The organism is Citrobacter sp. Cs237 (genome assembly GCF_030332325.1).
Classification (GTDB): Bacteria; Pseudomonadota; Gammaproteobacteria; order Enterobacterales; family Enterobacteriaceae; genus Citrobacter_A; species Citrobacter_A sedlakii.
Map to the genome: position 1 here is coordinate 196,132 of NZ_JAOWIB010000109.1, position 26,851 is coordinate 222,982.

Annotated in this window: 30 protein-coding genes; 8 read left to right on the forward strand and 22 right to left on the reverse strand. The window is 53.4% G+C overall.

The window, feature by feature from the left end:
- Positions 1-146: 146 nt before the first annotated feature.
- Both OGY07_RS21035 and OGY07_RS21040 read right to left on the reverse strand, forming a co-directional pair.
- Positions 147-617, reverse strand: coding sequence for an Hsp20 family protein (locus tag OGY07_RS21035; protein ID WP_084588962.1), 471 nt, complete (start codon positions 615-617; stop codon positions 147-149).
- 228 nt (positions 618-845) lie between these two features.
- Positions 846-1,589, reverse strand: coding sequence for a sulfite exporter TauE/SafE family protein (locus OGY07_RS21040; protein WP_181821396.1), 744 nt, complete (start codon positions 1,587-1,589; stop codon positions 846-848).
- Positions 1,590-1,696: 107 nt separating this feature from the next.
- On the opposite strand from OGY07_RS21040, the gene OGY07_RS21045 reads away from it, so the two are divergent.
- The 4 genes from OGY07_RS21045 (at position 1,697) to OGY07_RS21060 (ending at position 5,354) form a co-directional block, all read left to right on the forward strand.
- Positions 1,697-2,581 carry a LysR substrate-binding domain-containing protein gene (locus OGY07_RS21045; protein WP_286602953.1) on the forward strand — a complete coding sequence of 295 codons (885 nt, stop codon included), beginning with the start codon at positions 1,697-1,699 and terminating at the stop codon, positions 2,579-2,581.
- 166 nt (positions 2,582-2,747) lie between these two features.
- Positions 2,748-3,866: a mechanosensitive ion channel family protein gene (locus OGY07_RS21050; protein ID WP_042282750.1), complete on the forward strand. Its 1,119-nt coding sequence runs from the start codon at positions 2,748-2,750 to the stop codon at positions 3,864-3,866.
- A gap of 32 nt (positions 3,867-3,898) precedes the next feature.
- Entirely contained in the window at positions 3,899-4,204 is a 306-nt protein-coding gene (locus OGY07_RS21055; protein ID WP_042282748.1) for a monooxygenase, read from the forward strand.
- A 160-nt stretch (positions 4,205-4,364) separates the two neighbouring features.
- Complete coding sequence (locus OGY07_RS21060) at positions 4,365-5,354, forward strand: SDR family oxidoreductase (protein ID WP_042282747.1); 990 nt, start codon at positions 4,365-4,367, stop codon at positions 5,352-5,354.
- Here OGY07_RS21060 and OGY07_RS21065 read toward each other — a convergent pair.
- Both OGY07_RS21065 and OGY07_RS21070 read right to left on the reverse strand, forming a co-directional pair.
- A complete protein-coding gene (locus OGY07_RS21065; RefSeq protein WP_286602957.1) occupies positions 5,351-6,979 on the reverse strand; it encodes an alpha-amylase family protein in 1,629 nt (542 codons plus the stop codon). The genes OGY07_RS21060 and OGY07_RS21065 overlap by 4 nt on opposite strands.
- Positions 6,980-7,026: 47 nt before the next feature.
- Positions 7,027-7,818, reverse strand: a complete 792-nt coding sequence (locus OGY07_RS21070; RefSeq protein ID WP_042282742.1) for an MBL fold metallo-hydrolase — start codon at positions 7,816-7,818, stop codon at positions 7,027-7,029.
- Positions 7,819-8,101: 283 nt separating this feature from the next.
- Here OGY07_RS21070 and OGY07_RS21075 point away from each other — a divergent pair, with 283 nt between their 5' ends.
- Entirely contained in the window at positions 8,102-8,242 is a 141-nt protein-coding gene (locus OGY07_RS21075) for a hypothetical protein (RefSeq protein WP_120714875.1), read from the forward strand.
- Positions 8,243-8,365: 123 nt separating this feature from the next.
- Here the strand turns inward: OGY07_RS21075 and ydhT are convergent, their stop codons facing one another.
- From ydhT to OGY07_RS21130, 11 genes are all read right to left on the reverse strand, one after another.
- Positions 8,366-9,175, reverse strand: coding sequence for a protein YdhT (gene ydhT, locus OGY07_RS21080; RefSeq protein WP_286602960.1), 810 nt, complete (start codon positions 9,173-9,175; stop codon positions 8,366-8,368).
- A gap of 3 nt (positions 9,176-9,178) precedes the next feature.
- A complete protein-coding gene (gene phsC, locus OGY07_RS21085) occupies positions 9,179-9,964 on the reverse strand; it encodes a thiosulfate reductase cytochrome B subunit (RefSeq protein ID WP_060569689.1) in 786 nt (261 codons plus the stop codon).
- Positions 9,961-10,629, reverse strand: coding sequence for a 4Fe-4S dicluster domain-containing protein (locus tag OGY07_RS21090; protein ID WP_072014927.1), 669 nt, complete (start codon positions 10,627-10,629; stop codon positions 9,961-9,963). Before OGY07_RS21090 ends, phsC begins: the two co-directional genes overlap by 4 nt.
- A 49-nt stretch (positions 10,630-10,678) precedes the next feature.
- Positions 10,679-11,326, reverse strand: coding sequence for a YdhW family putative oxidoreductase system protein (locus tag OGY07_RS21095; protein ID WP_286602963.1), 648 nt, complete (start codon positions 11,324-11,326; stop codon positions 10,679-10,681).
- A gap of 10 nt (positions 11,327-11,336) precedes the next feature.
- Positions 11,337-13,439 carry an aldehyde ferredoxin oxidoreductase gene (locus OGY07_RS21100; RefSeq protein ID WP_042282735.1) on the reverse strand — a complete coding sequence of 701 codons (2,103 nt, stop codon included), beginning with the start codon at positions 13,437-13,439 and terminating at the stop codon, positions 11,337-11,339.
- Positions 13,440-13,459: 20 nt separating this feature from the next.
- Entirely contained in the window at positions 13,460-14,086 is a 627-nt protein-coding gene (locus OGY07_RS21105) for a ferredoxin-like protein (RefSeq protein ID WP_060569687.1), read from the reverse strand.
- 464 nt (positions 14,087-14,550) lie between these two features.
- Complete coding sequence (fumD, locus tag OGY07_RS21110) at positions 14,551-14,760, reverse strand: fumarate hydratase FumD (RefSeq protein WP_042282732.1); 210 nt, start codon at positions 14,758-14,760, stop codon at positions 14,551-14,553.
- Between the two features lie 158 nt (positions 14,761-14,918).
- On the reverse strand, positions 14,919-15,731 hold the full coding sequence (locus OGY07_RS21115) for a MetQ/NlpA family ABC transporter substrate-binding protein (protein ID WP_286602967.1): 813 nt from the start codon (positions 15,729-15,731) through the stop codon (positions 14,919-14,921).
- Positions 15,732-15,750: 19 nt separating this feature from the next.
- Positions 15,751-16,419 (reverse strand): methionine ABC transporter permease, encoded by a 669-nt coding sequence (locus OGY07_RS21120; RefSeq protein WP_181821403.1) that lies wholly within the window; start codon positions 16,417-16,419, stop codon positions 15,751-15,753.
- Entirely contained in the window at positions 16,412-17,434 is a 1,023-nt protein-coding gene (locus OGY07_RS21125) for a methionine ABC transporter ATP-binding protein (protein WP_060569684.1), read from the reverse strand. Before OGY07_RS21125 ends, OGY07_RS21120 begins: the two co-directional genes overlap by 8 nt.
- Positions 17,435-17,578: 144 nt before the next feature.
- The gene (locus tag OGY07_RS21130; RefSeq protein WP_131729035.1) at positions 17,579-17,782 is read right to left on the reverse strand and encodes a hypothetical protein; all 204 of its coding nucleotides are present in this window, start codon (positions 17,780-17,782) and stop codon (positions 17,579-17,581) included.
- Between OGY07_RS21130 and ynhH the strand changes: the two genes are divergently transcribed.
- The 3 genes from ynhH to lpp all read left to right on the forward strand — a co-directional run bounded on the left by ynhH (position 17,756) and on the right by lpp (position 19,916).
- Entirely contained in the window at positions 17,756-17,950 is a 195-nt protein-coding gene (ynhH, locus tag OGY07_RS21135) for a protein YnhH (protein ID WP_248316086.1), read from the forward strand. The genes OGY07_RS21130 and ynhH overlap by 27 nt on opposite strands.
- Positions 17,951-17,957: 7 nt before the next feature.
- Positions 17,958-19,370, forward strand: a complete 1,413-nt coding sequence (pykF, locus tag OGY07_RS21140) for a pyruvate kinase PykF (RefSeq protein ID WP_042282731.1) — start codon at positions 17,958-17,960, stop codon at positions 19,368-19,370.
- 309 nt (positions 19,371-19,679) lie between these two features.
- Complete coding sequence (gene lpp, locus OGY07_RS21145; protein WP_001082307.1) at positions 19,680-19,916, forward strand: murein lipoprotein Lpp; 237 nt, start codon at positions 19,680-19,682, stop codon at positions 19,914-19,916.
- A 68-nt stretch (positions 19,917-19,984) separates the two neighbouring features.
- Here the strand turns inward: lpp and ldtE are convergent, their stop codons facing one another.
- The 7 genes from ldtE to sufA form a co-directional block, all read right to left on the reverse strand.
- A complete protein-coding gene (gene ldtE, locus OGY07_RS21150; RefSeq protein WP_286602975.1) occupies positions 19,985-20,980 on the reverse strand; it encodes a L,D-transpeptidase LdtE in 996 nt (331 codons plus the stop codon).
- Positions 20,981-21,111: 131 nt separating this feature from the next.
- Positions 21,112-21,528, reverse strand: a complete 417-nt coding sequence (gene sufE / locus OGY07_RS21155; protein ID WP_286602977.1) for a cysteine desulfuration protein SufE — start codon at positions 21,526-21,528, stop codon at positions 21,112-21,114.
- 12 nt (positions 21,529-21,540) lie between these two features.
- Positions 21,541-22,761, reverse strand: a complete 1,221-nt coding sequence (gene sufS / locus OGY07_RS21160) for a cysteine desulfurase SufS (RefSeq protein ID WP_060569681.1) — start codon at positions 22,759-22,761, stop codon at positions 21,541-21,543.
- Complete coding sequence (sufD, locus tag OGY07_RS21165; protein WP_286602979.1) at positions 22,758-24,029, reverse strand: Fe-S cluster assembly protein SufD; 1,272 nt, start codon at positions 24,027-24,029, stop codon at positions 22,758-22,760. Before sufD ends, sufS begins: the two co-directional genes overlap by 4 nt.
- Positions 24,004-24,750 carry a Fe-S cluster assembly ATPase SufC gene (gene sufC / locus OGY07_RS21170; protein WP_060569680.1) on the reverse strand — a complete coding sequence of 249 codons (747 nt, stop codon included), beginning with the start codon at positions 24,748-24,750 and terminating at the stop codon, positions 24,004-24,006. The genes sufD and sufC overlap by 26 nt, the downstream gene beginning before the upstream one ends.
- A 9-nt stretch (positions 24,751-24,759) precedes the next feature.
- Positions 24,760-26,247, reverse strand: a complete 1,488-nt coding sequence (sufB, locus tag OGY07_RS21175; RefSeq protein ID WP_060569679.1) for a Fe-S cluster assembly protein SufB — start codon at positions 26,245-26,247, stop codon at positions 24,760-24,762.
- An 8-nt stretch (positions 26,248-26,255) separates the two neighbouring features.
- Positions 26,256-26,624, reverse strand: a complete 369-nt coding sequence (gene sufA, locus OGY07_RS21180; RefSeq protein WP_042282717.1) for a Fe-S cluster assembly scaffold SufA — start codon at positions 26,622-26,624, stop codon at positions 26,256-26,258.
- Positions 26,625-26,851: the final 227 nt, after the last annotated feature.

The following is a 26,851-nucleotide window of genomic DNA, read 5'->3' on the forward strand; positions in this document are numbered from 1 at the left end:
CTCTGTTATTCCCGTTACTTTCTCTCTTTTTCTTTCTTTACGCTCACTCTGTTTTTCTCCTCACGCTTCCGTGTCGCGTTAGCATCAGACCGCATTGATGAAAAACGCCCGACATGCGCCGGGCGTAAAACAACGTCAGTTAACGATTACGGCTTATGTTCAAGCACCGGGTTCGCGTTTATGGCGATACGCTGAGGTTTCTCCTCTTCCGGTATATCCTGTAGCAACGCGATTGTCAGCAAACCGTTTTCCAGCGACGCGCCGGTGACATTGACATGCTCCGGTAGACTGTAGCTGGCGCGGAAGTCGCTGCGGCTGATCCCCCGGTGGATCCATCCCTCTTCGCCGTGTTCTGTTTTCTCCTCTTCACGTTTACCGCTGATATTCAGCTGACCGCCGACGGTTTCAATTTCCAGCTCGCTCTCTTTCCAGCCCGGCACGCTGAGGGTGAGCTCATAGCGGTTATCCTCCAGCCGCCGGATATTGTACGAAGGCGTGGAGGGCAACGGCGTGCTGCCGGTTAGTTGGCTGAAAAGGCGATCGATGCGGTTAAAGCGGTCCGCAAACAGAGAGTCGGAGAGATCGTGTAATACGGGAAACGTTCTGAGCGTCATCATGTACCTCCTGAACAGTAAAGAAAATATTCAAAAAGTTCATGTCTTACGGGCAGGTGTTGTTTACCCTCACCCGTTTTTCATATATGTCCGTAGCGTTGATTTTCAATACGACAAAGCGGAATTTTGCGATCTCCATCACGCTACCGGTTTCTTACTCGCCACTTCGCTGAAAAGCAGACTCTCCGTCGAAAAAACCGTCAGATTTACTGGAGTATCCGTTCTGACGGATCACGCAAGTAGCGGACGTGAGATCATCTCCAGCCCCAGCACTGTCAGAAACAGCAAGAAACATAGCCTGAACAGCCGCAGGCCGATCCGTGCCCGAATTTTTTGTCCCAGCCACATCCCAAGGAGAGCGGGGATAATCGCCATCCCCGACAGGGACAGTTGCCTGACATGAAAAGCATCATGCAGATACAGACCTGCAGCTAGCGCAATCGTCGAGACGGTAAACGAGAGGCCCAACGCCTGAACCAACTCATCACGCCCGAAACGCAGCGACTGAAGCCATGGCACGGCGGGCATGACAAAGACACCGGTGGCGCCGGTGACAAAGCCAGTGACCAGTCCCATGACAGGCGACAACCGACGTTCTAACCGCGCTGAGACGTGCATTGCAGGACGGCATAGCGCATAGCTGGCGTAAATGATAAGCGCGACGCCCAGGCCAACGCCTGCCCACAGCGGCGGAATACTGACCAGCAGAAACGACCCCACAACCGTGCCGATGACGATAAACATCATCATCAGCCAGAGACGCTGGAATACCTCTTGTAAGATAGGCCCCGAAAACAATTGCCAGAGATTCGTCACCAGCGAAGGGATAACCAGAAGCGCCGCCGCTTCAGCCAGCGGCATAACCGTACCAAGCAGCCCCATCGCCACCGTCGGCAACCCCATGCCAGTCACACCTTTGACCCAGCCTGCGGCAATAAATATCAGGAAACAATACAAATAAAGGGGTTCATTCATCTTGCTGGCCCACATTGTTGAACAGAGCGGCATTGGAACATCTGGCCGGAGCCGCCACAATGCGGTATTTTCCTCGGCAACTACGGAAAAACCGAAGGCGGAAATAAATGCGTTTTGATCTGGCCGACCTGCAACTGTTTATCTGTATCGTGGATGCCGGCAGCATCACCGACGGGGCCTCTGCAGCCAACCTGGCACTGGCGTCCGCCAGCGAACGACTCCGAAAAATGGAAGGAAACTCTGGAATGCCCTTGTTGCTGCGTCATCCGCGCGGGATCTCATTAACGACAGCAGGAGAGGCAGTGGAGCGCCATGCCCGCATCATCCTTGAGCAACATCGGCGGTTGCGCGAGGAAATGGTCGCCCTTGCCGCGGGTCATCAGGAGACGCTTCGGCTTTATGCTAACAGCTCAGCGCTGACCACATTTCTGCCGGGTAAACTCGCCGCCTGGCTGACCTCCCATCCGGGGATACATATCGAAACCGAAGAACGCGCCAGCACCGATATTGTCAGCAGCTTACTGTCAGGTGAGGCAGATGTCGGCATTGTTTCAGACGCCGTGGCCGCCGGCATGCTCAAACGGGAGCCCGTCGCGGAGGATCCGCTCGTGCTGATCGTCCCGCTAACGCATCCGCTTGCGGATAAGGAGGCGCTTTTTTTCGTGGATATTATTGCGGCGCCAATGGTGGCGCTTTATTCCACTCGTGCCCTGCAACGCCATATTGAACAAAACGCAGCACATGCTGGCCTGGCGCTTAATATCCGCATTCGGTTGAATCACTATGAGGGATTATGCGAGATGGTGGCACACGGCACCGGCGTGGCGATTCTTCCCGCCGTCATCGCCGCGCGTTATCAGAGCCGCTATCCTTTTGCGATCGTTGCGCTACGTGATGGCTGGGCGTTGCGCAGGCTGTGTCTGTGCTACCGAAACGACGTCGCCTTTAGCCCCGCCATACGATCCTTATTTGACTGTCTGAGACAGCCCTAACGGCTGTTTCATAACAGCCGTCGCGTCCTGCTTCCCCCGCGGGCGATGTTCAGCAGGCTTACCGTCTTTCAGTAAATTCTGTTAACAGGCGAATTGCCCGGAGATCCGTGCCACCCGGTCTATGCTGTCTATACTTTACCGTTAACGTTTTGTTATGGGAGGTAAGATGGAGTATCTGGCACGGCTTAACGTCGTTACTGTACTAATGTCAGCGACATTCTGGATCAATCTTGGCATCGTTTTCGTTGTCACCTTAATCACCTACTGGCTCATCAACTGGCTGCTGAATTTCATTTACAGAACCATTGAGCGTCGCGATCACAAGGAGATTAAGCATCCGGGGTTACGGGTGATCGTGTTTGACATGTTAAAGCGAACCAGCAAATTGCTGATTTTCTTTGCCGCATTCCTGTTCAGTTTGCGCTTCGTCGCCCTCCCCGATCGGCTGTTTGCAAGCCTGAGCCACGCATGGTTTCTCGTGATCGCCATTCAAATCGCCATCTGGCTGGATCAGGGGGTACAGTCGTGGATGCGCCATCTGCTACACGCGCCCGGGACGCATAAAAATCCGGTCACCCTGGTTATTCTTGGGATGATTCTGCGCGTGGTTGTCTGGTCCATGATGCTGCTGTCGATTCTGGCAAACGCTGGGGTGGATATTACCGCGCTGGTAGCAAGTCTCGGGGTTGGCGGTATCGCCATCGCGCTGGCGGTGCAGACCGTTCTCAGCGACGTCTTCGCCTCGCTATCGATTGGTTTTGATAAGCCTTTCGAGATTGGCGACTTCGTGGTGTTCAATGACGTCGCAGGGACAATCGAGCATATTGGCCTGAAAACAACGCGTATCCGCAGCCTCAGCGGCGAGCAGATTGTTTGCGCCAACGCGCAGCTGCTGCAGCAAACCATTCACAACTACAAGCGCATGCAAACGCGCCGCATTGTTTTTACCTTTGGCGTCGCCACCTCCACGCCGCCTGAAAAGCTGCGCCTGATTGGCGATACGGTAAAAAAAATCATTGAAGATGTCGGCGAAACGAAATTCGACCGCGCGCATTTTCTCGCCTTTAATCAGGATCGCCTGACCTTTGAAGTCGTGCATATTGTAAACACAGCCGACTACAACAAATATATGGATATACAGCAGGAGATTAATATTCGTATTATTGAAGCGCTGAATGAGCTAGAGGTGGAGCTGGCGTTGCCAAGTCTGGTGGTACGATCGCCGGTACAGGTCGCAGGCTCGGACAATCCTCTTCACGTTGAGCATTTGCAGGCTGAGAAATAGCGTTATGATGGTCTTTTCAAAAGGAGAGTACGATGGCCAAATTATTACAGCTTCACTTTGCGTTTAACGGCCCGTTCGGGCAGGAAATGACGGAACAACTGCGCGGACTGGCCGAATCCATTAACCAGGAACCCGGCTTTATCTGGAAAGTATGGACTGAAAGTGAACAAAATAAAGAGGCTGGCGGCATCTACCTTTTTGAAAGCGAAGAGACCGCCCTCGCGTATCTGGAAAAGCATAGCGCGCGTTTAAAGAATCTTGGTGTCAATGAAGTCATCGCCAAAGTCTTTGATGTTAACGTGCCGCTAAGCCAGTTAAACCACAGCCACGTGGCGTAAATGACGCATCCAGAGGGGGCTATGCCCCCTTTCTTCTCTTTCCTGTGCATTTTCCTTTCCGTCCTTTAAACCTCGCATCAGATAGACAGACAGCCAACCAGGCACTACATGTTAAGTCATGTCTGTCGCCACTGGCGCGTTTTGCGGATGAGAGGTGTGTATGTCTGTTGTGGTTATTACCGGAGGTAGCGCCGGAGCAGGAAAAGCAATCTCTGTGCGTTTCGCACAGGCTGGATATGACGTTGCGGTGATAGCCAGAGATGACGAAGGTCTTCAGGAAACCTGTGAGGAGTGCGAAAAATATGGCGTGAAAACGCTGGGTATTAGCGTCGATGTCTCCAAAGCCAATGCCACTCACGACGCAGCGGAAATGATTGAAAGTCGGCTGGGCGCCATTGATGTGTGGGTTAACAGCGCCATGACAACGGTACTGTCACCGTTTCGGGAAATCACCCCCGCAGAGTTTCAGCGCGTCACCGAAGTGACCTATCTGGGCTTCGTTAATGGTACCCGCGCGGCACTGGCGATGATGGCGCCGCGAGACAGAGGCATTATCATCCAGGTCGGTTCCGCGTTAGCCTACCGCTCGATTCCCCTTCAGTCTGCTTACTGTGGCGCCAAAGCGGCAATCCGCGGCTTTACTGACGCCGTACGCACCGAACTGATGCATGAGCACAGCAAGGTGCATATCACGATGGTACAAATGCCGGGAATGAATACCCCGCAGTTTGGCTGGTCGCGCAACAAAATGGACGCGGCGATGCAACCTGTGCCACCGGTGTACCAGCCCGAAGTCGCCGCAGAAGCGGTTTTTAGCGTGGTGAAACGTCCGGTTCGCGAACTGTGGGTTGGGAAAAGTACCGTACAGTCAATCGTCGGCCAGTTTTTCTTTCCCCGCTGGCTCGACCGGCTGATGGTAAAGAAAGCCTGGGAAGGCCAGCTTACCGATGATCCCAGTCCCCATGACAGTGCGGACATTCTCTACACGCCCCGACGGGGTAATCATCCCACTCACGGTGAATTCAGCGAAGGCGCAAAAACACGCGCGTTCACCCTGTCATCTGACTTCCCCGGTAAGCTCGCCGCAGGCGCCGCGCTGACCACCCTTGCGCTGGTGATCGGCCTGATAGCGCGGCGTAAAAAACGCTAATCGCGCCGACGGGAAAACCAGCGGTAGCCGTAGCCGTTCAGGAGGAGCGGCACGGCCTTCCCGCCCCGAAGCGTATCGTCATACCCCTTGTCTGCCAGGCAGGCTTCCCAGTAGCCGTCCGCAATGTCTTTTAGCGCTGCCTTAACCGGCTTTTCGCTGAAATTGGCCAGCGCCAGAACATCACGCTGCTCGCCACGATAAAGAATGGCGAACACGGCCTCCTGTTTGAGCGGAATAATCTTCCACGGCGCCTGACAAATTTCATGCAGTTCCGCCCGAATATTCACCATATGACGCACCCGGTGCAACAAAGAATGGCGGCTTAGCTGCGACCGTTCTACGTTGACTTTTTTATAGCGCCACGGGCCGGACGAAATCGGTTGTCTGAATAAGCGCGACGTATCCGCAGTGGAAAATCCGCCATTTTTATCTGCCGACCACTGCATCGGCGTTCTGACCGAATAGCGCTCTTTCAGGCTAAGATCGTCGCCCATTCCGATTTCATCACCGTAGCGGATCACCGGTACACCAGGCAGCGACAACAGCACCGCGTGACAAAACGCCAGCCGTTCGATATTCCCTGACAGCATCGGCGCCAGCCGTCTGCGTAACCCTCGCTGGTAAACATACATATCCTCGTCAGGGGCAAACGCGTCCAGCACCTTTTGCTTATTTACCTCGCCGATCCCCTCGAGATCCAGCTCATCGTGATTTCGCAGCCAGTTGGCAAAGCAGCAGCCATCCGGCGGCACAATCATCTTACTGAGCGCCCCGGCAAGCGGCAGTGCTTTTTTCTCCGCCAGGCTGACATAAAAATATTTATTCACCCAAAAGTTCAGCGCAATATGCAGCCGATCGTTTTTGCCGAAGTAGTTGCGATACTCCTGCGGGGCAACATCAACTTCGCCCAGCAGGATCGCTTCCGGATTCACGCTTTCTATCAGCCCGCGCAACTGCTCAAGGATCCAGTACCCCTTTTTGTCGTTACCGCCTCCGGCCTGTTTGGTTAAGTGAGAGGCCGCGTCGAGGCGAAAACCAGACACGCCAATCTTCAGCCAGAAGCGCACGATATTTTCGATTTCGTGGATAACCGCCTTTGAGGTGAGATTGAGATCGGGCTCATGACGATAGAACATATGCCGGTAGAATTGTTGAGCCTGTTCATCCCAGCGCCAGACGGATTCCTCCACCCCTGGAAACATGGGCGGATCGTCTTTTTCCGGGGGGGTATCGGCCCACAAATAAAAGTCCCGATAGAACGAATCGGGACTGCGTCTGGCCTCCTGAAACCACATGTGTTCAGAAGAGGTATGCTGAATCACCAGTTCGATGATCACATGCAGGCCCAGCGCCCGGGCCTGTTCGATAAACTCAATCACATCAGCAATCACCCCAAAACGAGGATCCGGTTGCAGATGGTCTGCGATATCGTAGCCTTCATCGCGAAACGGCGTAAGGTAAAACGGCGTGATCCAGATGGCTGTCGCGCCAAGACTGCGGATGTAATGCAGCTTTTCAGCGATCCCGGCAATATCGCCGAAGCCATCGCCATTCGCATCATAAAAGAGTGAAGTATCGACTTGATAGATCACCGCCTGGCTGTACCACTTCTGTTTTTTCTTCATAAGCTCGCTCCCAACGCGTGCTGGCAATGTTGCAAAAACGTCTGGTGTTATTGCAGACAGGAGAGATATTTCTCTGCCGAGCGCAGCACAATCTCATGCGCATGAGCCGTAATGTCCTGACCTTCAAACGCGCCGTACAGCTGTTCAAATGAAACGTCTTGCAGTCGCCGGGCAATCGCCGCGACACAAGCTGCGGACAGCGGCAGCATGTTGGGGTAGCTCCACATAAAGGAGACGGCGTTCGCGCCGGGTGTGACCTGAAGAATATCGCCTGCAAGGATCGTTCCGGCGCCCTCTCGCCAGTGCAGGACGGTGCCGCCTGCAAAATGGCCGCCGAGCCGCAGCAGCGTCACGGACGGCAGCACGTCGAGAGTGTCGCCTTCCCATCGCTGTATAAACGGGCTGTCGCGCATGATCCAGCGCCGATCGTCGGCATGAAGATAAACCGGGGCGTTAAACTCTGCCGCCCAGTCCTGCATGGTGGTGTAGTAGTGCGGATGCGAAATGGCGATGGCGCGCAGACCGCCCAGGGCGGCAATCAACGTCCGGGTCGCCGGATCGAGATTGGCGATACAATCCCAAAGGATATTCCCCGCGGGCGTTCTGAGCAGAAACGCCCGCTGGTTTATCGCAAATGAGGGAACCGTTTTGAGGGTAAAAAGCGACGGTGTGACCTGACGCCATTTGTTGGCGTGGCTGGACACCAGCGCGTCAAAATCCGTCCACTCCTGCCCTGATACCGGCACATACTGCCGTTCATCATCACAAACAGGACAGCGCGCTACGTTACGCTGGCTGTCGTCATACGATGTGCCGCAGGCTTTACACAGTATAATCATCTTCACTCCCGTTCCGGTTTGAACAAAAGTAAGTATGGCAGAGGATGCGCGAAGGAATAGCAATCGTCCGGTATCGTTACGTCTGCACTTTACACCGTGGCGGCATTACCGCTTACCCGGAAATCGGTGTGGCGATAGCGAAAACCGTCTCGTCCCCGGCAGGCCGCATTTGCCGCCGTCTCTATTTCTTCGATCGTTAACATCGCAGATTTTGCACATGCAACCCCCGGCATTCTTGTCCTATACTGGTCGCACCTCAAAAATGAAATCATGCAGGTGAGTAATGGAAATTGATCTCGACAATCTGGTGTTTGACGGACTGGATGAAGCACAAACGCGCAACGCGGAACGTCTGGAAGATGCGGACAAAAAAGCAGAATCGGTGATCGCCGATGATGACTGCGGCGATGCGTGCAAAATCTGACATAAAAAGCGACGTAATATCAGGGTCGGAAAACGCCCGAAAGTAACACGGTTGCGTCGGATAGCAGCGTAACGTGCTATCCGACCAACATCCTGCTGCATCAGCATATCTGTCAGGAGTGACTCAGCACTCGACAAACTGATGCGTATCGTCGAGACGGTATTTCACCCCTGCCCGAATTCCTTTTTCACCTTCCACGGCCACCGCAAAACGCATTCGCTCACCGTCATGATAAGCCAACGCCGCACACCCGCCTGGCCCAAGCACGATGGCGTCGACCACGCCTGTACTGGCTATCACGGCGTTGTCGCCGTTGCAGATAATGTGTACATTGTCGCCGCTGTTGGCAATTCTGGCGCTGGCGCCGAAGCTGACGATCTGCGTGAGATCGCCATTGCTGACAATATGGCTTCTCTCTCCCACCGCGCTGACCCGAACGCGCATCCCGCTACTGGCGATACGCGTGCCGTTACCTGCGCTGCTAATTCGCGTGGAGTTTCCCGCGGCTGCGATTCTGGCGCGATCGCCCGAACTGCTGATATGACTGTTATAGCCCATGCTGCCAAGCCGCACACAGTCGCCCGCACTGGCGATCTGCGCCGCGTAACCCACACTGGCGATTTTCATGTTATCGTCCGCGCATCCCAGACGGGCGTTATCCGCGGCGTTGGCAATCTGCCGACCACTCGTTACGATGTCAGGCAGCATCGGTGAGGACATGGCGAAAATATCCTGCCGGACAAAGTTTTCTTCGTCTATCCAGCGTGACCAGGCGTACTCCACCAGGCTGTTTGCCCAGTCGATATACCCGTCACGGCTTAACGCACGATGTACGTCAGCATAACTGCCGCCTTCCGGAAAACGCCGCAGGAACCAGCGGTACATCACTTTTCCAACCCGCCAGTTGCGTAAATCCTCTCGCGTCACAATCATCGGTTAATGCCGGTGATAGCCATCGACCATGCAACGGAATGTCTCCCCGGGCGTTCGTCCCGTGGTGCACAGATACAGATGTCCAAAGATAAAAAACAGGCTAACGATGGCCAGCGCGAAATGCGCCTGAAGCAGCCAATAGCGTACGCCGGGAAGGACATCCCCTGTGGCCTGTGGATACAGCGAAAGAAGACCGCTCAGTAACAGCAGCGGCAGCAAGCCGTACATCACCCCGACATAGGCAGCCTGCTGTAACGGGTTAAACTTCGACCGTGGCGTAGCCGGAAACGGGTGCGCATCTCCTTGTAAAATGCCGTACAGATAAAAACGGGTTTGTTTCTTCGCTCTCGCCAACCAGCCATGCGGCTGAATGAGATAATGATGACCATTGCCGCCCAGGGCGTTAATCAACACAAAGCCCACCCAGCATGCCAGTAGCATAAATCCACAGATTTCATGTACCGCCAACACGCTTTTAGTCACCAACGGACTGACCAGCGAAAAGTGGTTAATGAGCCCACTGGCAAGCAAAAGGATAAACAATAACGCGTTAGACCAGTGCCACAAGCGCACCGCTTTTGAATACAAATAAACTTTCTCGCCATGCGCGGCCGCGACCTTGCGAACGGCGCGAAAACGAAGCCAGGCGTGCAGCCCCAGCACCAGCCACATCACTACCAGCAACACGCCCGCTATAACCAGCCAGACTGGCCAGTACTCCGGGGAAAACAGCGGCACGTAGCTCGCCAGTTGGGCGTGAAATTGTTCGGCACTCTGCGACGCGTTCATACATTTTCCTTCTTAATCAAATGTTGACCGAACCGACGATAAAGATGAGGCTCGCCTGCGCCAGGAAGCTGATACTGATAATATTTATTGTCCTGCAGCCAGCGCTGGATTTCAGGGCTATCTTCGCGTCCAAAGAGCAGTGCATGTTCCGGACAAGACGAGACGCAGATGGGCGGGAACCCTTTCGCCAGTCGCGACTCTGCGCAAAAATCGCATTTATCCGCCACTTTGGTGTGAGGATTCAGATAGCGCACCTGGTACGGACAGGCGCCAATACAATAGCTGCAACCAATACAGCGTGACGCATTTACGCGAACAATCCCCTGCTCATCACGCCAGGACGCGCCGGTTGGGCAGACGTCAATGCACGGCGCCTCGTCGCAGTGCTGACAAGACTGGCGGAAAAAATGATACAGGGTTTCGTTTTCATCCTCGGTGACAGGGATGTGCGCGATCGATAAGCGGCTTCCCTGCGCAGGAACATGATTGGTTTTGCGACAGGCGCGGGCGCAAATGTTACAACCGTTGCAGCGCGTTTCGTCGTGGATCATGACATAGCGCGCCGTTCCGCCTTGTGTCGTATTCGCCAGCAGCGACTGGCCCGGTCCGCTGAAAAAAATGACCGTTCCCATGCCAAGCACAAATTTTCGTCGAGTGAAGGACATCTTGTTATCCTCTAATGCGGTGGTCGCCCTCGCCACGCTATCCATGAATTCAGGGATTCTGAAACCGTTCAACTTCCAGCCATTCGCACAACCCATAGGCTTTGCCATAACGCATATAGCGCTCGCTAAAGAGATACGGAACGCCGTTGGATGACGTCACCGGGCGAATATCGGCATAGTCGGGATGTGTTTCGATCGCCGCCAGCGCGGCGGCGATCTGCGCAGACTCGAAGTGGTAAGGCGACTGTTCCAGCATAGCGACCTTGTACGGGCGCGGATACGTCTGACATTCAAAACGCACCGCCTGAGCGATTGCCCGACAAAGATCCTTTTCCAGCACCTGCACACACATGTCGGCATAGTTGGCGCTCATGCTGTCCGTTGAGTAGAAATAAACCTCCTGGGCGCCGTGCACACACGCGATATCCGCGCCCACCTCCCCTTCAACGAGAGCGGCCAATAATGGCGCAAGCTCGGCTTCTTCCATCGAATACGGCGGCTGTAGAAACAGTGCGCGCGCCACAAGCTGTCCTGCCGACGTATGCTGGCGAATAAAATCAGCCATTATCTCTGCGGGGCTTGCCGGTTCAACAGGCGCACTATCCGCGTCATGCAAACGTAGCGCCTGCAGCCACTGCCGTTTTTCGAGATCCACGTCCGTCGTCGCTTCCGCGCCGACTTCCTCCAGATGGCTCATAAGGCTTTCCTTACGCTGGCAGCAAATTCTGCGCGGCCAGGTCAGCCGCCACGTCATCCAGTCCAAGCCGAATCAACGTGTCACGCGTTGGGCAACCCAGCTCAGGATCCCAGCCCATTTCCTGATAAAACAGGGTCAGCGACTCGCGCATATCGTCTCGATCCATCTTATCGGTGCCTTCAGTAAAGACCGGAATAGCCGGGTCTTTGTCGAATACCCATGAACAAATAAGATCGTGTTCGTTGCGCATATCTTTGGTCTGCATCAGTTTCACCGTGTATGCCCGATGCAACGTAAAGATACGTTCAGCGGCCAGATCGAGGCTTGCCTGGGTGGTTTCGTCACCGGTTACCGCCTGAAAGAATTTCGCTTCCAGATCCAGATCGCCCCGGTAGTTACGGCTTTTCAGCGGCGATACCGTCATCGGCCAGACCCAGTTACAGAGCGTGACAGCGTTATGAAGACAGACTTTCAGCAGGGTCCATTTGGCGTAACGGATTTTAGCCGGGTTAATCGGCGTATAATTTTTGGTTTCGTCGTAAGCATCTTCAGAGCCAAACAGCTCTGCCGCCACCTCTCGCTGAAGTTTCAACGGCAAACCGGAGCCAATAAAATTAATGTGCGTATGGGTCATGCAGTCGCGGTTGAACATGCAATTAGTAATCGCCCCGACCTGCGCGGAGGCTTCGTTAGCGTGATGTACCGGATACCCAAACGGGGACCACAGTTTGTTTTTCGCATAGCCCCAATATTCCTCGCCCAGTTGCCAACGCTCTGCGATGGCATATGAACCATCCGCGAGATGACTGAGTTCGCCGACACGGTGAGCCAGACGATAATAAAAATCCTTGATGAAATGAGGATCGCCCGCCTCCAGTTGATCCCACGGAATTGACGCATATTCTTCGGCGGGTAATACGCGTTTAAAGACCCCTTTGCTGTAGCAGTAGGTAAAATCACGGTGCAGCTGGCCGTAGTTGCACCAGATACCGTAGTCATCGAACAGGTTCAGGCCAATAAGATTACCGATGACGCGCCCATCGTCTTTGTCCTCAAAATCCTTCGGTCCGTTCGGAAAAATGGTGGTGTGCACAAAGTTTGCCACGCAGGTGTTGCCGCCGGTGCTCGGTACGCCGAAATCTTTCACCCGGGGAATATTCATCTGCGTCATGCAGCGGATTGGACAGGAGTGACAGCCGCTCATTTTGACGGTGTACTTTTCTGCGGCCGGACCCAGATCGAAGACGGATTTGTAGGTACGGAAACCGACGGTATTTTGATTCCCCGGGGGAATTTCGCCTGTCTCGATAGGCCCGCCTTCGGCGGCCCCCCAGTAAAGCCCCTTCCTCGCCGTCCAGCGCGAGGCTGGAGAAGAATATTCCGCCCACGCTTGCGGAGTGCTTGGTACAACGTGGTTGTTATTCGCGCCAATCAGTTCCGTCATCATATAATCGTTCAGACGTTTCATCTCTTTGCGATCGGCGATATTTACGCCTTTTGTGCCCTCAACCGCAATGGCTTTCAGGTTCTTCGATCCCATGATCGCCCCGGTTCCGGCGCCGCCGCTATGGTTGCGGCTGTTGAGCATGCAAGAGAGCGGAACGAGGTTTTCACCTGCCTGGCCAATTGCCGCCACGCAGGTTTCCGCGGAGGTCATGCGGCAAATTTCTTCGGTGGTCGCGCGAGTGCCTTTCCCCCATAAAAAATCGGCTTTCTCGATCGTCACCTTTTCGTCTTTGATATTAATCCACACAGGAGACGCCGCCTTGCCCTCGATAATAATGGCGTCATAACCGGCAAATTTCATTTGCGCCGCAAAAAAGCCCCCCATATGGGCATCAACAACCAAATTTCCCTTAGTGAATGTGGAAAGCGATGTGATATTCACGCGAGAGCTACAGGGCGCTCCGGAACCGGTTAACGGTCCCGTCGCAAATACCAGTTTATTACTTTCGTCAAAAGGCTTCGTACCCGGAGGCACTTCGTCATACATTATCTTATAGCCGAAGCCCATTCCGCCGATGAATTTTTTAAATTTACTGGAATCTTCAAGGGTAATATCGCCTGTAGTAAGATTGACCCGTAAAATATTACCTGTCCAACCGTTAGCCATAATGTTTTCCTTTGTAAGACTCAAACAGTAATATCTTTCCACTCAATGATTTTTAATGCCCCGGTCGGGCAGGCATTGGCGCATTCACCGCATAAAATGCATTTTGACGATTTTTTCGTTTCGCTATTGACGGTGGCCATCATCCAGGGACAAGCGGTGGTGCAAGCGCTACAGCCAATACAACGTCGATGATCAACAGCAATGCAGCCGTCTTTCTGCTGCCAGGTGATCGCCCCGACAGGACAAACATTCATGCATTGTGGATCTTTACATTGGCGACAGGTATCCGGTGTATAGTTCAGATCGCCATACAGGCCGCCGCCGGAACCGACACCCTCATCACCGAAGAAATAATTCCGGTGAATTTTGATGCGGGAAAAGAAGGTCCCCACCGCGCCATCGTTATAATTGGTGCAGGAAATTTCACAGCGGTGACAGCCGGTACAACGCGCACGCTGCGTCACCAGTACTCCTTTCGGCGTGTTAATCAACCCGACGGTGCCGCTGTCCACATCTTCCTGCTTACAGCCAAAAAGCGACAGCAGCGCTGGGGCAATGGTTAGCCCCGCCAGACCTTTTCCCGTCAAACGCAAGAATTCCAGCCGCGTTAAACCTGGATTTAATATTGGACGATCAACCTGGTTCATTAATTTCGCATCCTCTTCGTAAACGCAGTGTTGACAACCGTAACCAGGCCAATTTCTCATACGTCAAACAGCGCCCTGACGTTGTCTCCCACAGCTGAAGTTCCTGCCATAACCGAATCGAATAAATGACATGATTTAATGCAAACTTACTAATCCTTTAGGGTTAGGCGAAATAAATAATGGGTTTATTCGGTATGTATAACTTTGATCGTTATCAACTAAATTGGGGAAGGGAAATAATAAAAAAGAAGTGATATTTATTCTCATTTAGATGAGATGAAGCGGCATTTCATTATTTTCAAATTAAATGTGAAGCGGTTCCCAATATTAACTCTGACAGCCAAAAATAGTGTTATGCTCAGTTTAAACGTTGACGCATTATATTATTAACATTCGATACAGTATTGCTGCTTAAAATTTCCAGTAATTTTGATAAGGGATGCCGCCATCCCTTATTATATGGATTATCCTGCCAGCGCGTTGATCACCGTTTCCATAGCCCGTTTTTCCAGTTCAGAGCGTTGAATACGCTGATTAGCCAGTGAGGTACGTAAAACACCGGCGATGACAATATGCTTCGGTTCTTGACCCAGATCGCGCATTTCCAGCACCACTTTTCCCACGACTCTGCACATCTCCCGGTACAGTTCATCATCTTTTGTCAGGTTTCCCATTTTTGTCTCTCCGTTGCAGGCTACATGCTTACAGCATATAACACCTGGCGAATGAAGACAAAAAGCTAAAGAAAATCAATTAACTAACTGGAGCGCTATTCCGGCTTCCGCCAGGGTCTGCACAGACCGCTACTGGCGGATGCCGATCGGAGACATTTTTACTGATTAACCGGAATCACCGCGCCTTTGTACTTCGTGCGGATCCAGTCCTGAATCTCTTTCGAATGAAGTACATTAACCAGCGCCACGATATCTTTTTTCTTCTCGTCGCCGCGATGTACAGTAATGATGTTGGCGTAGGGGTTATTTTCGCCGCTTTCTACGGCGATCGGATCGTGGACCGGATCCAGACCTGCATCAATAGCGTAATTTGCATTGATAACCACCGCGTCACCCTCATCATTGTTATACATCTGCGGCAGCAGCGCGGCTTCAACGTTAGGCAGGAATGTCAGCTTTTTGGGGTTCTCCACGATATCACTGATACGTGCGCTGACCTTATCCACACCCGGCTTCAACTTTATAACGCCTTCTTTTTCGAAGATTGACAGAATACGCCCTTCTTCCGATACCGCGTCACGCATAATGATTTTGCCGCCTTCCGGCAGTTCCTTCAGCGTTTTGACCTTTTTTGAATAAATCCCAATCGGCTCAATGTGAATAGCACCGGCGCTAACGAAGTCGTAGGTTTTATCATCCGCATGGTCCTTCAGGACGCTGTTAAGGTAAGGAACATGCTGGAAGTAATTGGCGTCAATTTCGCGCCCGGCCAGCGCGGTATTTGGCAGGATATAATCCTGAAACGGTTTGATCTCTAATTCGATGCCTTGTTTAGCCAGAATCGGCTTCGCCTGTTCGAGAATTTCAGCATGTGGCACGTTAGATGCCCCAACGGCCAGGGTTTCCGCCCAGGACGCAAAGCTCATAGCGCTCAGGGTGGCTGCAGCCAGTAATGTCAGCGATTTTTTCATGATGAGGGTTTCCGTATTTTTAGCGTTTATCTAACAGAGAAGTGATCACATCGCCGCAAAACTGAATTATGAAGACGATTGCCAGAATGGTAATCGTCGCCACCAGCGTGACGTCGTTGTGGTTGCGCTGGAATCCTTCCAGATAAGCGAGATTCCCTAAACCACCAGCCCCAATCACCCCAGCCATTGCGCTATAGCTAACCAGCGCGATCAGCGTCACGGTGATACCTGACACCAGAGCGGGTGATGATTCAGGCAGCAAAACCCGAAAAATGAGGGTACTCAAACGCGCTCCCATTGAACGCGTTGCTTCAATCACCCCTTTGTCCACTTCGCGCAGCGCAATTTCGACCAGGCGGGCATAAAACGGCGCGGCGCCGACGATCAGTGCAGGCAGCGCGGCGTTTGCGCCAAGAATAGTACCAATCAGTGCCTTCGTGACGGGGATCAGCAGGACGATCAGAATGATGAACGGGATTGAGCGAAAAATATTCACCACCAGTGAAATGATGCTATACAGCGCGCGATTTTGAAAAAGCCCGCCGCGAGCCGTTAAGAACAGCGCCAGACCCAACAGGAGTCCAAGCGCAAAGGTCGCAATGCCGGAAAGCGCGGTCATATAGAGCGTCTCCAGGGTGGCGGCAAAAAGTTGCTCCCATTTCAGATGCGGAAACAGTGTCTCAGTCATGTTGAATGACCTCACCTTCAATGCCGCTGTTTTGCAGATCGGTCAGGATATTCGCCAGTTGCTCCCCGGAAGCCGCCACGTGCAGCCACAGTTGTCCAAATACGCCGTGCGCCGTCTGCGTCATCTTTCCGTGCAGGATATTAAACGGCAAACCATAACGCAGGGTCAGCTCGCCGACGATGGGTTGATGGGTGCTGTGCCCGGTAAACGTGAGTTTAATGACCGTACCGCCCAACCCACCTGCCAGTTGGGGATTAAAGGTTTCTTCATCAGCGTACTGCCCTACCTGACGGACAAACTGACGGGTAATGGGTCGCTGCGGGTGAGTAAATACGCTGAGTACGTCACCTTCCTCCACCACGTTGCCGTTCTCCATTACCGCGACGCGATCGCAGATTTTGCGCACCACATGCATTTCATGGGTAATAAGGACAATCGTTAGCCTGAAGCGACGGTTAATATCGAGTAACAGTTCCAGAATCTGATCGGTGGTCTGCGGGTCGAGCGCGGAAGTCGCTTCATCGCACAGCAGAACGTCCGGATTGTTTGCTAACGCGCGTGCAATACCGACCCGCTGCTTTTGACCACCGCTGAGCTGTGACGGATAGGCATTTTCTCGCCCGGCCAGCCCTACCAGCGCAATCAGTTCAGCCACTCGCGCCTTGATTTTGGCTTTTGGCGCACCCGCAATTTGCATTGAAAATGCGATGTTTTCACTGACGGTGCGCGACCACAGCAGATTAAAATGCTGAAACACCATACTGATTTTAAGGCGTGCCTGGCGCAAGGCTTCACCGCTGGCGGCGGAAATATCATGACCGTTAATCGTCACGCTGCCGGTCGTGGGTTTTTCCAGCCCATTCAACAGGCGTATCAGTGTGCTTTTCCCGGCGCCGCTGTAACCAATAATGCCGTAAATTTGCCCCTGTTCGACCTTCAGATTAACGTTATCGACAGCGGTAATAGTTTGCCTGCCTGGCGTAAACACTTTTGAGATATTTTTCAGGACAATCATAAGGTTCCGGTATCCGCTGCGGAGAATGGTTTTCCCGACAACGTGTTCGCTATTTAGCAGTATGGATGTCCAAACGAGTGTAGTGAGGCCGCTAATAAATTGAAATGAATAAAAAAGAATTTGGTTATAACCAGGAGGAATATCTCATTGTTGCGCAACTGAACCATAAATTGCGCGAATGATTTTGGGCAATACGTTTCCTTTAAATACAGTTTGTTGTGAAACTGCCCAGATGTATTTTGAAACGCTGTTTTCATTTTCCTTTTTGGAAAAAAACAGCGTATAATGCGCGCCAACTGTCTCTTGAATGGTTTCAGCACATTGGCCTGTAAAACTCAGCGTACACAAAACGTCCCTTTCCGTTGGGCTGAAACACAAGCACACATTCCTCTGCACGCTTTTTCGATGTCACCTATCCTTAGAGCGAGGCACCATCACTTTCGTAATACCGGTTTCGCTTCCTGGCGGTGCGCGCCGGAAGCCAGCTTCCCATATCCTTCTCAACTTAAAGACTAAGACTGTCATGAAAAAGACGAAAATTGTTTGCACCATCGGCCCGAAAACCGAATCTGAAGAGATGTTAACCAAAATGCTGGACGCGGGCATGAACGTCATGCGCCTGAACTTCTCTCACGGTGATTATGCAGAACACGGTCAGCGTATCCAGAACCTGCGCAACGTCATGAGTAAAACCGGCAAGAAAGCCGCGATTTTGCTGGATACCAAAGGTCCGGAAATCCGTACCATCAAGCTGGAAGGCGGCAACGACGTGTCCCTGAAAGCAGGCCAGACCTTCACTTTTACCACCGACAAATCCGTTGTGGGTAACAGCGAAATCGTCGCTGTAACTTACGAAGGTTTCACCGCTGACCTCGCCGTCGGCAACACCGTACTGGTCGACGACGGTCTGATCGGCATGGAAGTGACCGCCATCGAAGGCAACAAAGTGATTTGTAAAGTGCTGAACAACGGCGACCTGGGCGAGAACAAAGGCGTAAACCTGCCGGGCGTCTCTATCGCCCTGCCAGCCCTGGCGGAAAAAGATAAACAGGATCTGATCTTCGGCTGCGAGCAAGGCGTTGACTTCGTTGCCGCATCCTTTATCCGTAAGCGCTCTGACGTGGTTGAGATTCGTGAGCACCTTAAAGCGCACGGCGGCGAAAACATCCAGATCATCTCCAAAATTGAAAACCAGGAAGGCCTGAACAACTTCGACGAAATCCTCGAAGCGTCCGACGGCATCATGGTTGCCCGTGGCGACCTTGGCGTAGAAATCCCGGTCGAAGAAGTGATCTTTGCGCAGAAGATGATGATCGAAAAATGTATCCGCGCGCGTAAAGTGGTGATCACCGCGACGCAAATGCTCGACTCCATGATCAAAAACCCACGCCCAACCCGCGCAGAAGCTGGCGACGTGGCGAACGCCATCCTCGACGGAACCGATGCCGTCATGCTGTCCGGCGAATCCGCGAAAGGCAAATACCCGCTGGAAGCGGTCTCTATCATGGCGACCATCTGCGAGCGTACCGACCGCGTGATGACCAGCCGTCTGGACTTCAACAACGACAGCCGTAAGCTGCGCATCACTGAAGCCGTGTGCCGTGGTGCTGTTGAAACCGCTGAAAAACTGGAAGCGCCGCTGATCGTGGTCGCGACCCAGGGCGGTAAATCTGCACGCGCCGTGCGTAAGTACTTCCCGGATGCAACCATCCTGGCGCTGACCACCAATGAAGTGACCGCACGTCAGTTAGTGCTCAGTAAAGGCGTTGTGCCGCAGCTGGTCAAAGAAATCAATTCTACGGATGATTTCTACCGCCTGGGTAAAGAAGTTGCCCAACAGAGCGGTCTGGCACAGAAAGGCGACGTGGTCGTGATGGTTTCTGGCGCGCTGGTTCCGAGCGGCACCACTAACACCGCCTCTGTTCACGTGCTGTAATAATTCCTGAGTGAATTAATTGGTTTAAAAAAGCGCCCTCGCGGCGCTTTTTTTATTTCATCAATAGCCGCTATTAATAAAAAAGCAAATCGGATTTCACTATCTAATTGCCGATTATCTAAGACGAATCCGATGGAAGCAGCCTGTTTTCCCTCAGTTTTTTAGATACATTCCGACATTTCGATGCTTCTTTGAGCGAACGATCAAAAATAAGCATCTTCTCATCAAAAAAATATTCTCAACCTAAAAAACTTTGTGTAATACTTGTAACGCTACATGGAGATTAACTCAATCTAGAGGGTATTAATAATGAATCGTACTAAACTGGTACTGGGCGCGGTAATCCTGGGTTCTACTCTGCTGGCTGGTTGCTCCAGCAACGCTAAAATCGATCAGCTGTCTTCTGACGTTCAGACTCTGAACGCTAAAGTTGACCAGCTGAGCAACGACGTGAACGCAATGCGTTCCGACGTTCAGGCTGCTAAAGACGACGCAGCTCGCGCTAACCAGCGTCTGGACAATCAGGCTACTAAATACCGTAAGTAATAGTACCTGCGTAATAAAAATGGCGCACATTGTGCGCCATTTTTTTTGCCCTTCATTTGCCTTTCCTGCTACTGCGTTTGCGTTTCTTGCGTTACCCCACCATTCTGCGCTGACTGTACCACGGGGGTTGCCGCCACCGCTGGCGTCTGTCCGGAAGAAACGGCTACCGGATATCCGGCGCGCCGGTACAATGCTTTGTCCACCAGCGTGTTGTCGACCTCTTTCATCGCTTTGAACTGGGTGAAACCGGCAGGCAGAACATACGGCATGGTCTGCACATTCTGTTCCTCTTCCGGCGACAGCGGTCGGTGAACTTCAACATACCGCATACCGTTCGGCTCAACGGCGTATTTCACCGGCTCGTTGATGACCTTAACCGGCGTTCCGGTTCGTACGGAAGCGAACAGCGCTTTAATGTCTGGCGCATTCATACGAATACAGCCGGAGCTGACGCGCAGCCCGACGCTGTCCGGCTGGCTGGTGCCATGGATAAGGTATTCACCGTTTCCATGCGCCAGACGCAGCGCAAAGCGTCCAAGCGGGTTATTCGGCCCGGCAGGGACGACCGCAGGCAGGGTTATTCCCCGCTCAAGAGAGCGCTTGCGGATGCCCGCTGTCGGCGTCCACGTCGGGTTCGGTATTTTCTGCCCTACCCGCGTTTCCATCACCGGCGTTTCCAGCCCCTCCAGACCAATACCGATAGGATAGACCTGCACGATATTTTCCCCCGGCGGGTAATAGTACAGACGTAGCTCTGCGAGATTCACGATGATCCCTTCACGCGGCGCGTCGGGCAGCAGCATTTGCGACGGGATAGTGATTAACGTACCGGGTTTCGGCACCGGAGCGATGGTATTGTTTGCCTCCAGAATGAGCATCGCGGCGGTATCAAAGCGACGGGCGATGGCCTGGAGATTTTTATCCCCCGCCTGCACCGTATACGTTTGATTCTGACCAATGAGACGACTTCCTGCCGGCGGCAGTGGATAATCCACCGCCCAGGCAGCCTGTAAAGCACCGTAAGCGCCGATAAGCATAAGTGTTAATAAAGACGCGCGTTTCATATGTCACCCCCCTGGCGTTGATGCCGGACGGCAGTGAATGCCGCATCCGGACTACGAGGCTCGCGAACCTGCAAGCCTGACAAGACGCACCTGCGTCCTGTCAGGTATTTTACAGCGTGCGTCTGTTAAGTTTAGCTAAGAGTTGCAGCTTTCGTGCGAATCGCGCGGATCATCGCTTCAAGCCCCTGGGAGCGGGACGGGGTGAGATGTTGGGTGAGCGCCATTTTTTCGAACCACGGGCGGACATCAAAATTAACAATATCCTGCGGCGTCATCTGGTGATACAAAATAAACACCACCGCAATCAGCCCCTTTACGATGGCCGCATCGCTGTCGCCCTCAAGCTCAATCATTCCCTGCCCGTTCTGGCGCATCACAATCCAGACATGGCTCTGACAGCCCTCAATTTTATTATCAGCAACGCGATCGTTTTCAGACAGCATCGGTAGTCGCTGACCCAGCTCGATAATATACAGGTACTTTTCTTCCCAGTTCGCGCAACGTTGAAAATTACGTAATAGCTTCTCTTTATCCGGCAACGCGGCCATAGTGCCTCCCTGTTATCCCAGTAAGCGATGAATACGCTGCAGCCCGGTCACCAGACGATCCACTTCTTCATGGGTGTTATACATTGCCAGTGACGCGCGACACATCGCCGGAACCTGATAAAACGCCATCAGCGGCATAGCGCAATGGTGTCCGGTACGGACAGCAATACCGTAGTTATCAAGGAAACTACCGACATCATAGGCGTGATGGTGACCGAGATTAAACGCGATCACGCCAAGCCGGTTAAGCGGGCCGTACAGCGTTAGGTCAGGCACCGCCGCCAGTTGCGCCAGCGCGTAATGCATCAAATTCTGTTCGTACTCGCCGATGTTTTCCAGCCCCAGCGCTGAGACATACTCCAGCGCGGCGCCCAGACCGATAATTCCTCCGGTATTCGGCGTACCCGCCTCAAAACGCCACGGCGCTTTCGTCCAGGTGGTGCCCTGGGTCAGGCTGACCGTAGCGATCATTGAGCCGCCCCCTTCCCACGGCGGCATCGCCTGCAGGATGACGTCTTTTACGTACAGCACGCCGATACCGGTCGGGCCGTACAGTTTATGCGCGGAAAAAACGTAGAAGTCGCAGTCCAGCGCCTGAACATCGACCGGGTGGTGCATGACCGCCTGCGCGCCGTCCACCAGGACTTTAGCCCCGTACTGATGGGCCAGCGCGGTGATTTCAGCGATCGGGTTCTCGGTGCCTAACACGTTCGAAACATGGGTAATGGCCAGCAGGCGGGTTTTCTCGTCCAGCAGCGATGGCAGACTTTCAAGCTGGAGCGTTCCGTCAGTATTGAGCGGGATTACCCGCAGTTCAGCCCCCACGCGCGCGCATAGCATCTGCCAGGGCACAATATTAGCGTGGTGCTCCATTTCGCTGATAATGATGTTATCGCCACGGTGAACGTTTTCCGGCCCCCAACTGTTGGCCACCAGATTGATGCCTTCCGTGGTGCCGCGAACGAACACCAGTTCCTCCGCTGAGCGGGCGTTAATAAACAGCGACGCCAGTTTGCGAACGTTCTCCATTCGTTCCGTCGCCTGGGCGCTCAGAGTATGAATACCGCGATGCACCGCCGCATAGCCATGGCGGTAGAATTCCGCCTCCGCGTCGATAACCTGACTGGGCTTCTGCGCGCTGGCGGCGCTATCAAGGTACGCCAGCGGCAGACCGTTGACTTCTCGCGTAAGCACGGGAAAATCCGCACGCACGTTGTCGATAGAAAATGTCATGCTCTGCCTCCCGGCAGGCGCTGGCCGATTCGCGCCAGAACCTGTTGCTTCAGCGCCTCGTCGCCGATGGCTTCCGTCAGTTCAGCGGCAAAGGCATAGAGAATCATCTGCTGGGCGTCCTGCTGGCCGATCCCGCGCGAGCGCAGATAGAACATCTGTTCATCGTCAATGCGCCCCACCGTCGCGCCATGGCTACACTTCACGTCGTCGGCGTAAATCTCAAGCTGCGGTTTGGTATCCACCTCGGCGAGTTTACCCAGCAGCAGGTTATTGTTGGTCATCTGACCGTCGGTTTTGATCGCGTACGGGGCAACGTTAATCAGACCGTTGAAGACCGCGCGCCCTTTATCGCTGACAATGGTTTTATGCAGCTGACGGCTGTTGCAATAGCCTTTGTTGTGCTCAAGCCAGGTGCGGGTATCACAGACTTCATTTTTCACCGGCATCGCGAGGCTGTTGATTCGTAGCGTCGTGTTCTCACCGTTCAGCCGGGTGCTGGTGTTATGACGCAGTACCGCATCCCCCAGCAGAAAACTGTGGCTGTGCGCCGAGGCGTCCGCCGCCATTAAAATATCATTATGGGCGAAGTGATGGCTTAACGGATTTTCAAACGCCAGCTTCACGTGATGCAGATGCGCGTTGGCTGCCACATTCATTGTCAGACGCGCGCCGGTAAAGTGTCGCGCGTCATTGAGGCTCACGTAATGTTCAATGACCGTTGCTTCTGCCCCTTCCGCCAGTTCCAGATGATGACGATAATGAGCGGTGTTCACCTCATCGTCGCCCACGCCCTGCGTAATGTGCATCAATAGCAGCGGCTTGTCAGGACGCTGATTACGCTTAACGTGGATATGGGTTACGCTGTGCGCCAGGCTTTCGGTGAGATGCAGAAACACCTCCGGCTGCACCGCGTCAGGCAGCGTCTGGCGCTCATCGTTGATCGCAACGTCAAAGCCGCTATTTTCACAGCTGTCGCTCAGCGTCGGACTGAATTTCCCATCAACAAAAACCAGACGCAGCGCATCAATTTGTAGCGCCAACGCATCCCGCTGCGCCGTCCCAATGTCCGCGAAGCGGCTGACGAACTGGCTGTTGATTAATCCTTCCAGCGGCGTGTATTTCCAGTTTTCATGTTTCCGCGTCGGCAGGCCCAGTCGCAGTAATTGCTGTAAGTGCTGTTGCGCCTGGGTGGAACGCGACTCGCCCTCGGCTTCAAACAGATGATGCCACTGCTGCAACGCATTACTGCTGTTCGGTAAGCCAGCCATATCCCTGCTCCTCCAGTTGTTTGACCAGAGTGAAATCGCCAGACTTCACAATCCGCCCCTGATACAGGACGTGGACAAAATCAGGTTTGATATAGTCAAGGATGCGCTGATAGTGCGTAACGATGATGAATGCGCGCTTGCCGTCCCGCAGGGAATTCACGCCATCGGCGACGATTTTCAGGGCATCAATATCCAGCCCGGAATCCGACTCATCCAGAATGCACAGCTCCGGCTCCAGCACCGCCATTTGCAGAATGTCGTTGCGTTTTTTCTCGCCGCCGGAAAAACCCACGTTGACCGAGCGGGTCAACAGATCTTCCGGCATTTTCAGCAGCGCGATTTTCTCTTCCATCAGGTCCTGAAAATCAAAACGGTCCAGCGTCTCCTGGCCGCGATAGCTGCGCACCGCGTTTAGCGCCGTTTGCAGGAAAAACTGATTGCTGACGCCGGGAATTTCCACCGGGTACTGAAAGGCCATGAAAATGCCTTCACCGGCTCTCTCTTCCGGCGCCAGCGCCAGCAGATCTTTACCTTTAAACGCGACGGAACCGCCGATTACCTCGTAATCTTCGCGTCCTGCCAGCGTCGCGGAAAGCGTGCTTTTACCGGAACCGTTCGGTCCCATGATCGCGTGCACTTCGCCGGGACGAACCTCAAGGTTCAGCCCACGCAGGATCGCTTTATCTTCGACACTGACCTGTAAATCTTTAATATTTAACATGATACTTCCTTAACCGACGCTGTGTTCAAGGCTAATAGCTAATAGTTTTTGTGCTTCGACGGCAAACTCCAGCGGCAATTCGGAGAACACGTCTTTACAGAAGCCGTTGACGATCATCGAGATCGCATCTTCTTCGCTGATACCGCGCTGCAGGCAATAGAACAGCTGATCTTCACCGATACGCGATGTGGTCGCTTCGTGTTCGAGCTGGGCGCTGTTATTACGGCATTCGACGTACGGGAAAGTATGCGCCCCGCAATCCGCGCCGATCAGCATTGAATCGCACTGGGTAAAGTTGCGGGCATTGGTCGCCGTCGGCATGATTTTCACCAGCCCACGATAGCTGTTCTGGCTGTGTCCGGCGGAGATCCCTTTCGAAATGATGGTCGAGCGGGTATTTTTGCCGATATGGATCATTTTGGTGCCGGTATCGGCCTGCTGGTGCCCGCTGGTCAACGCCACGGAATAAAACTCGCCAATCGAGTTGTCGCCACGCAGAATACAGCTCGGGTATTTCCAGGTGATCGCCGAGCCGGTTTCCGACTGGGTCCACGACATTTTGCTGTTTTCCCCTTCGCACAACGCGCGTTTGGTAACGAAGTTGAGGATCCCGCCGGTATTGTTATCACCCGGGAACCAGTTCTGCACCGTGGAATACTTCACTTCGGCGTCTTTATGGATGATCACTTCCACGACTGCGGCGTGTAGCTGATAGCTGTCGCGCACCGGTGCTGAACATCCCTCGATATAGCTGACGTAGCTGCCCTCATCCGCCACAAGGATGGTGCGTTCAAATTGCCCGGTTTTTTCCGCGTTAATGCGAAAATAGGTGGAAAGCTCCATGGGGCAACGTACGCCCTTCGGCACATAAATGAAGGTACCGTCTGACGCCACGGCGGCGTTTAGCGCGGCAAAAAAGTTATCGTTCGCGGGGACTACCGTACCAAGGTATTTCTTCACCAGTTCCGGGTGATCATGGATCGCCTCGCCGAAAGAACAAAAAATAATGCCTTGTTCCGCCAGCTTTTCCCGGTAGGTGGTGGCGACTGAAACGGAGTCAAAAATAGCGTCGACCGCCACTTCCCGCCCTTCGCGCACAGGCACGCCAAGCTGCTCAAACGCGGCCTCCACCTCTTTACTGAGGAACGCATTGGCGCCCGTTTGCTGAACCGCTCCCGGCTGTGATGCGCAGGTGTCGTCGCAGTGACCGCATGACGGCGCAGAGTAATAGCTGTAATCCTGATAATTCAGCTTATCGTAGTGGGCTTTCAGCCAGTGCGGTTCAGCCATTTCTACCCATGCCCGGTAGGCATTGAGGCGAAAGGTCAGCATCCACTCTGGTTCGTTACGTTTTGCAGAAATCGCGCGCACCACGTCTTCGTTAATTCCTTTCGCCAGCTCATCAGTTTGTAACTGGGTAAAGAAACCTTCTTTGTAGTTCAGCGGGCCGCCGGTCCAGGTTTTGACATCGTCAGTTGCTTCAGTATTACGAGACATAGTACCGCCTATACCCCAAAGCTTTCGCCACAGCCGCATTCGTTCTGGGCTTTCGGGTTATGAAATTTGAATAACTGGTTTAATCCTTCCCGGACATAATCGACTTCCGTCCCGTCGATAAACGGCATCGCCTGAAGCGGGACGTAAAGCTTCGCGCCCTCGTATTCGAACAGCAGATCGTCCTTTTCAGGCTCACTGACCGTATCCAGCACGTAACCAAAGCCAGCGCAGCCGGTCTGTTTAACGCCCAGGCGCACGCCCAGCATTCCCGGCTGTTTGGCCACCAGTTCGCGAATATGCGCGGCCGCCGAAGGGGTTAGCGTTAATCCGCGCCAGGCAAAATCGTCTGGGTTAAATGTTCCTGAATGCAATTCCATAGAATGACCTCGCGTAATGAGCCATCAGGCTATAACACCATGTTAGTGATAATGATTATCACTTCAACCCCTCAACAGCAGGGGCATTCCCCTTAATCACCCTTTTTAACGGCTTTTATTAAGCATAGACCTTGCTACGCGGGTTATAAGTCAGGGTGAGTTTTTTGCAATTATTTGAAAAATAAAGCGTTCAGAAAAAATCATCGACCAGGGTGGTCAAAAAGGGA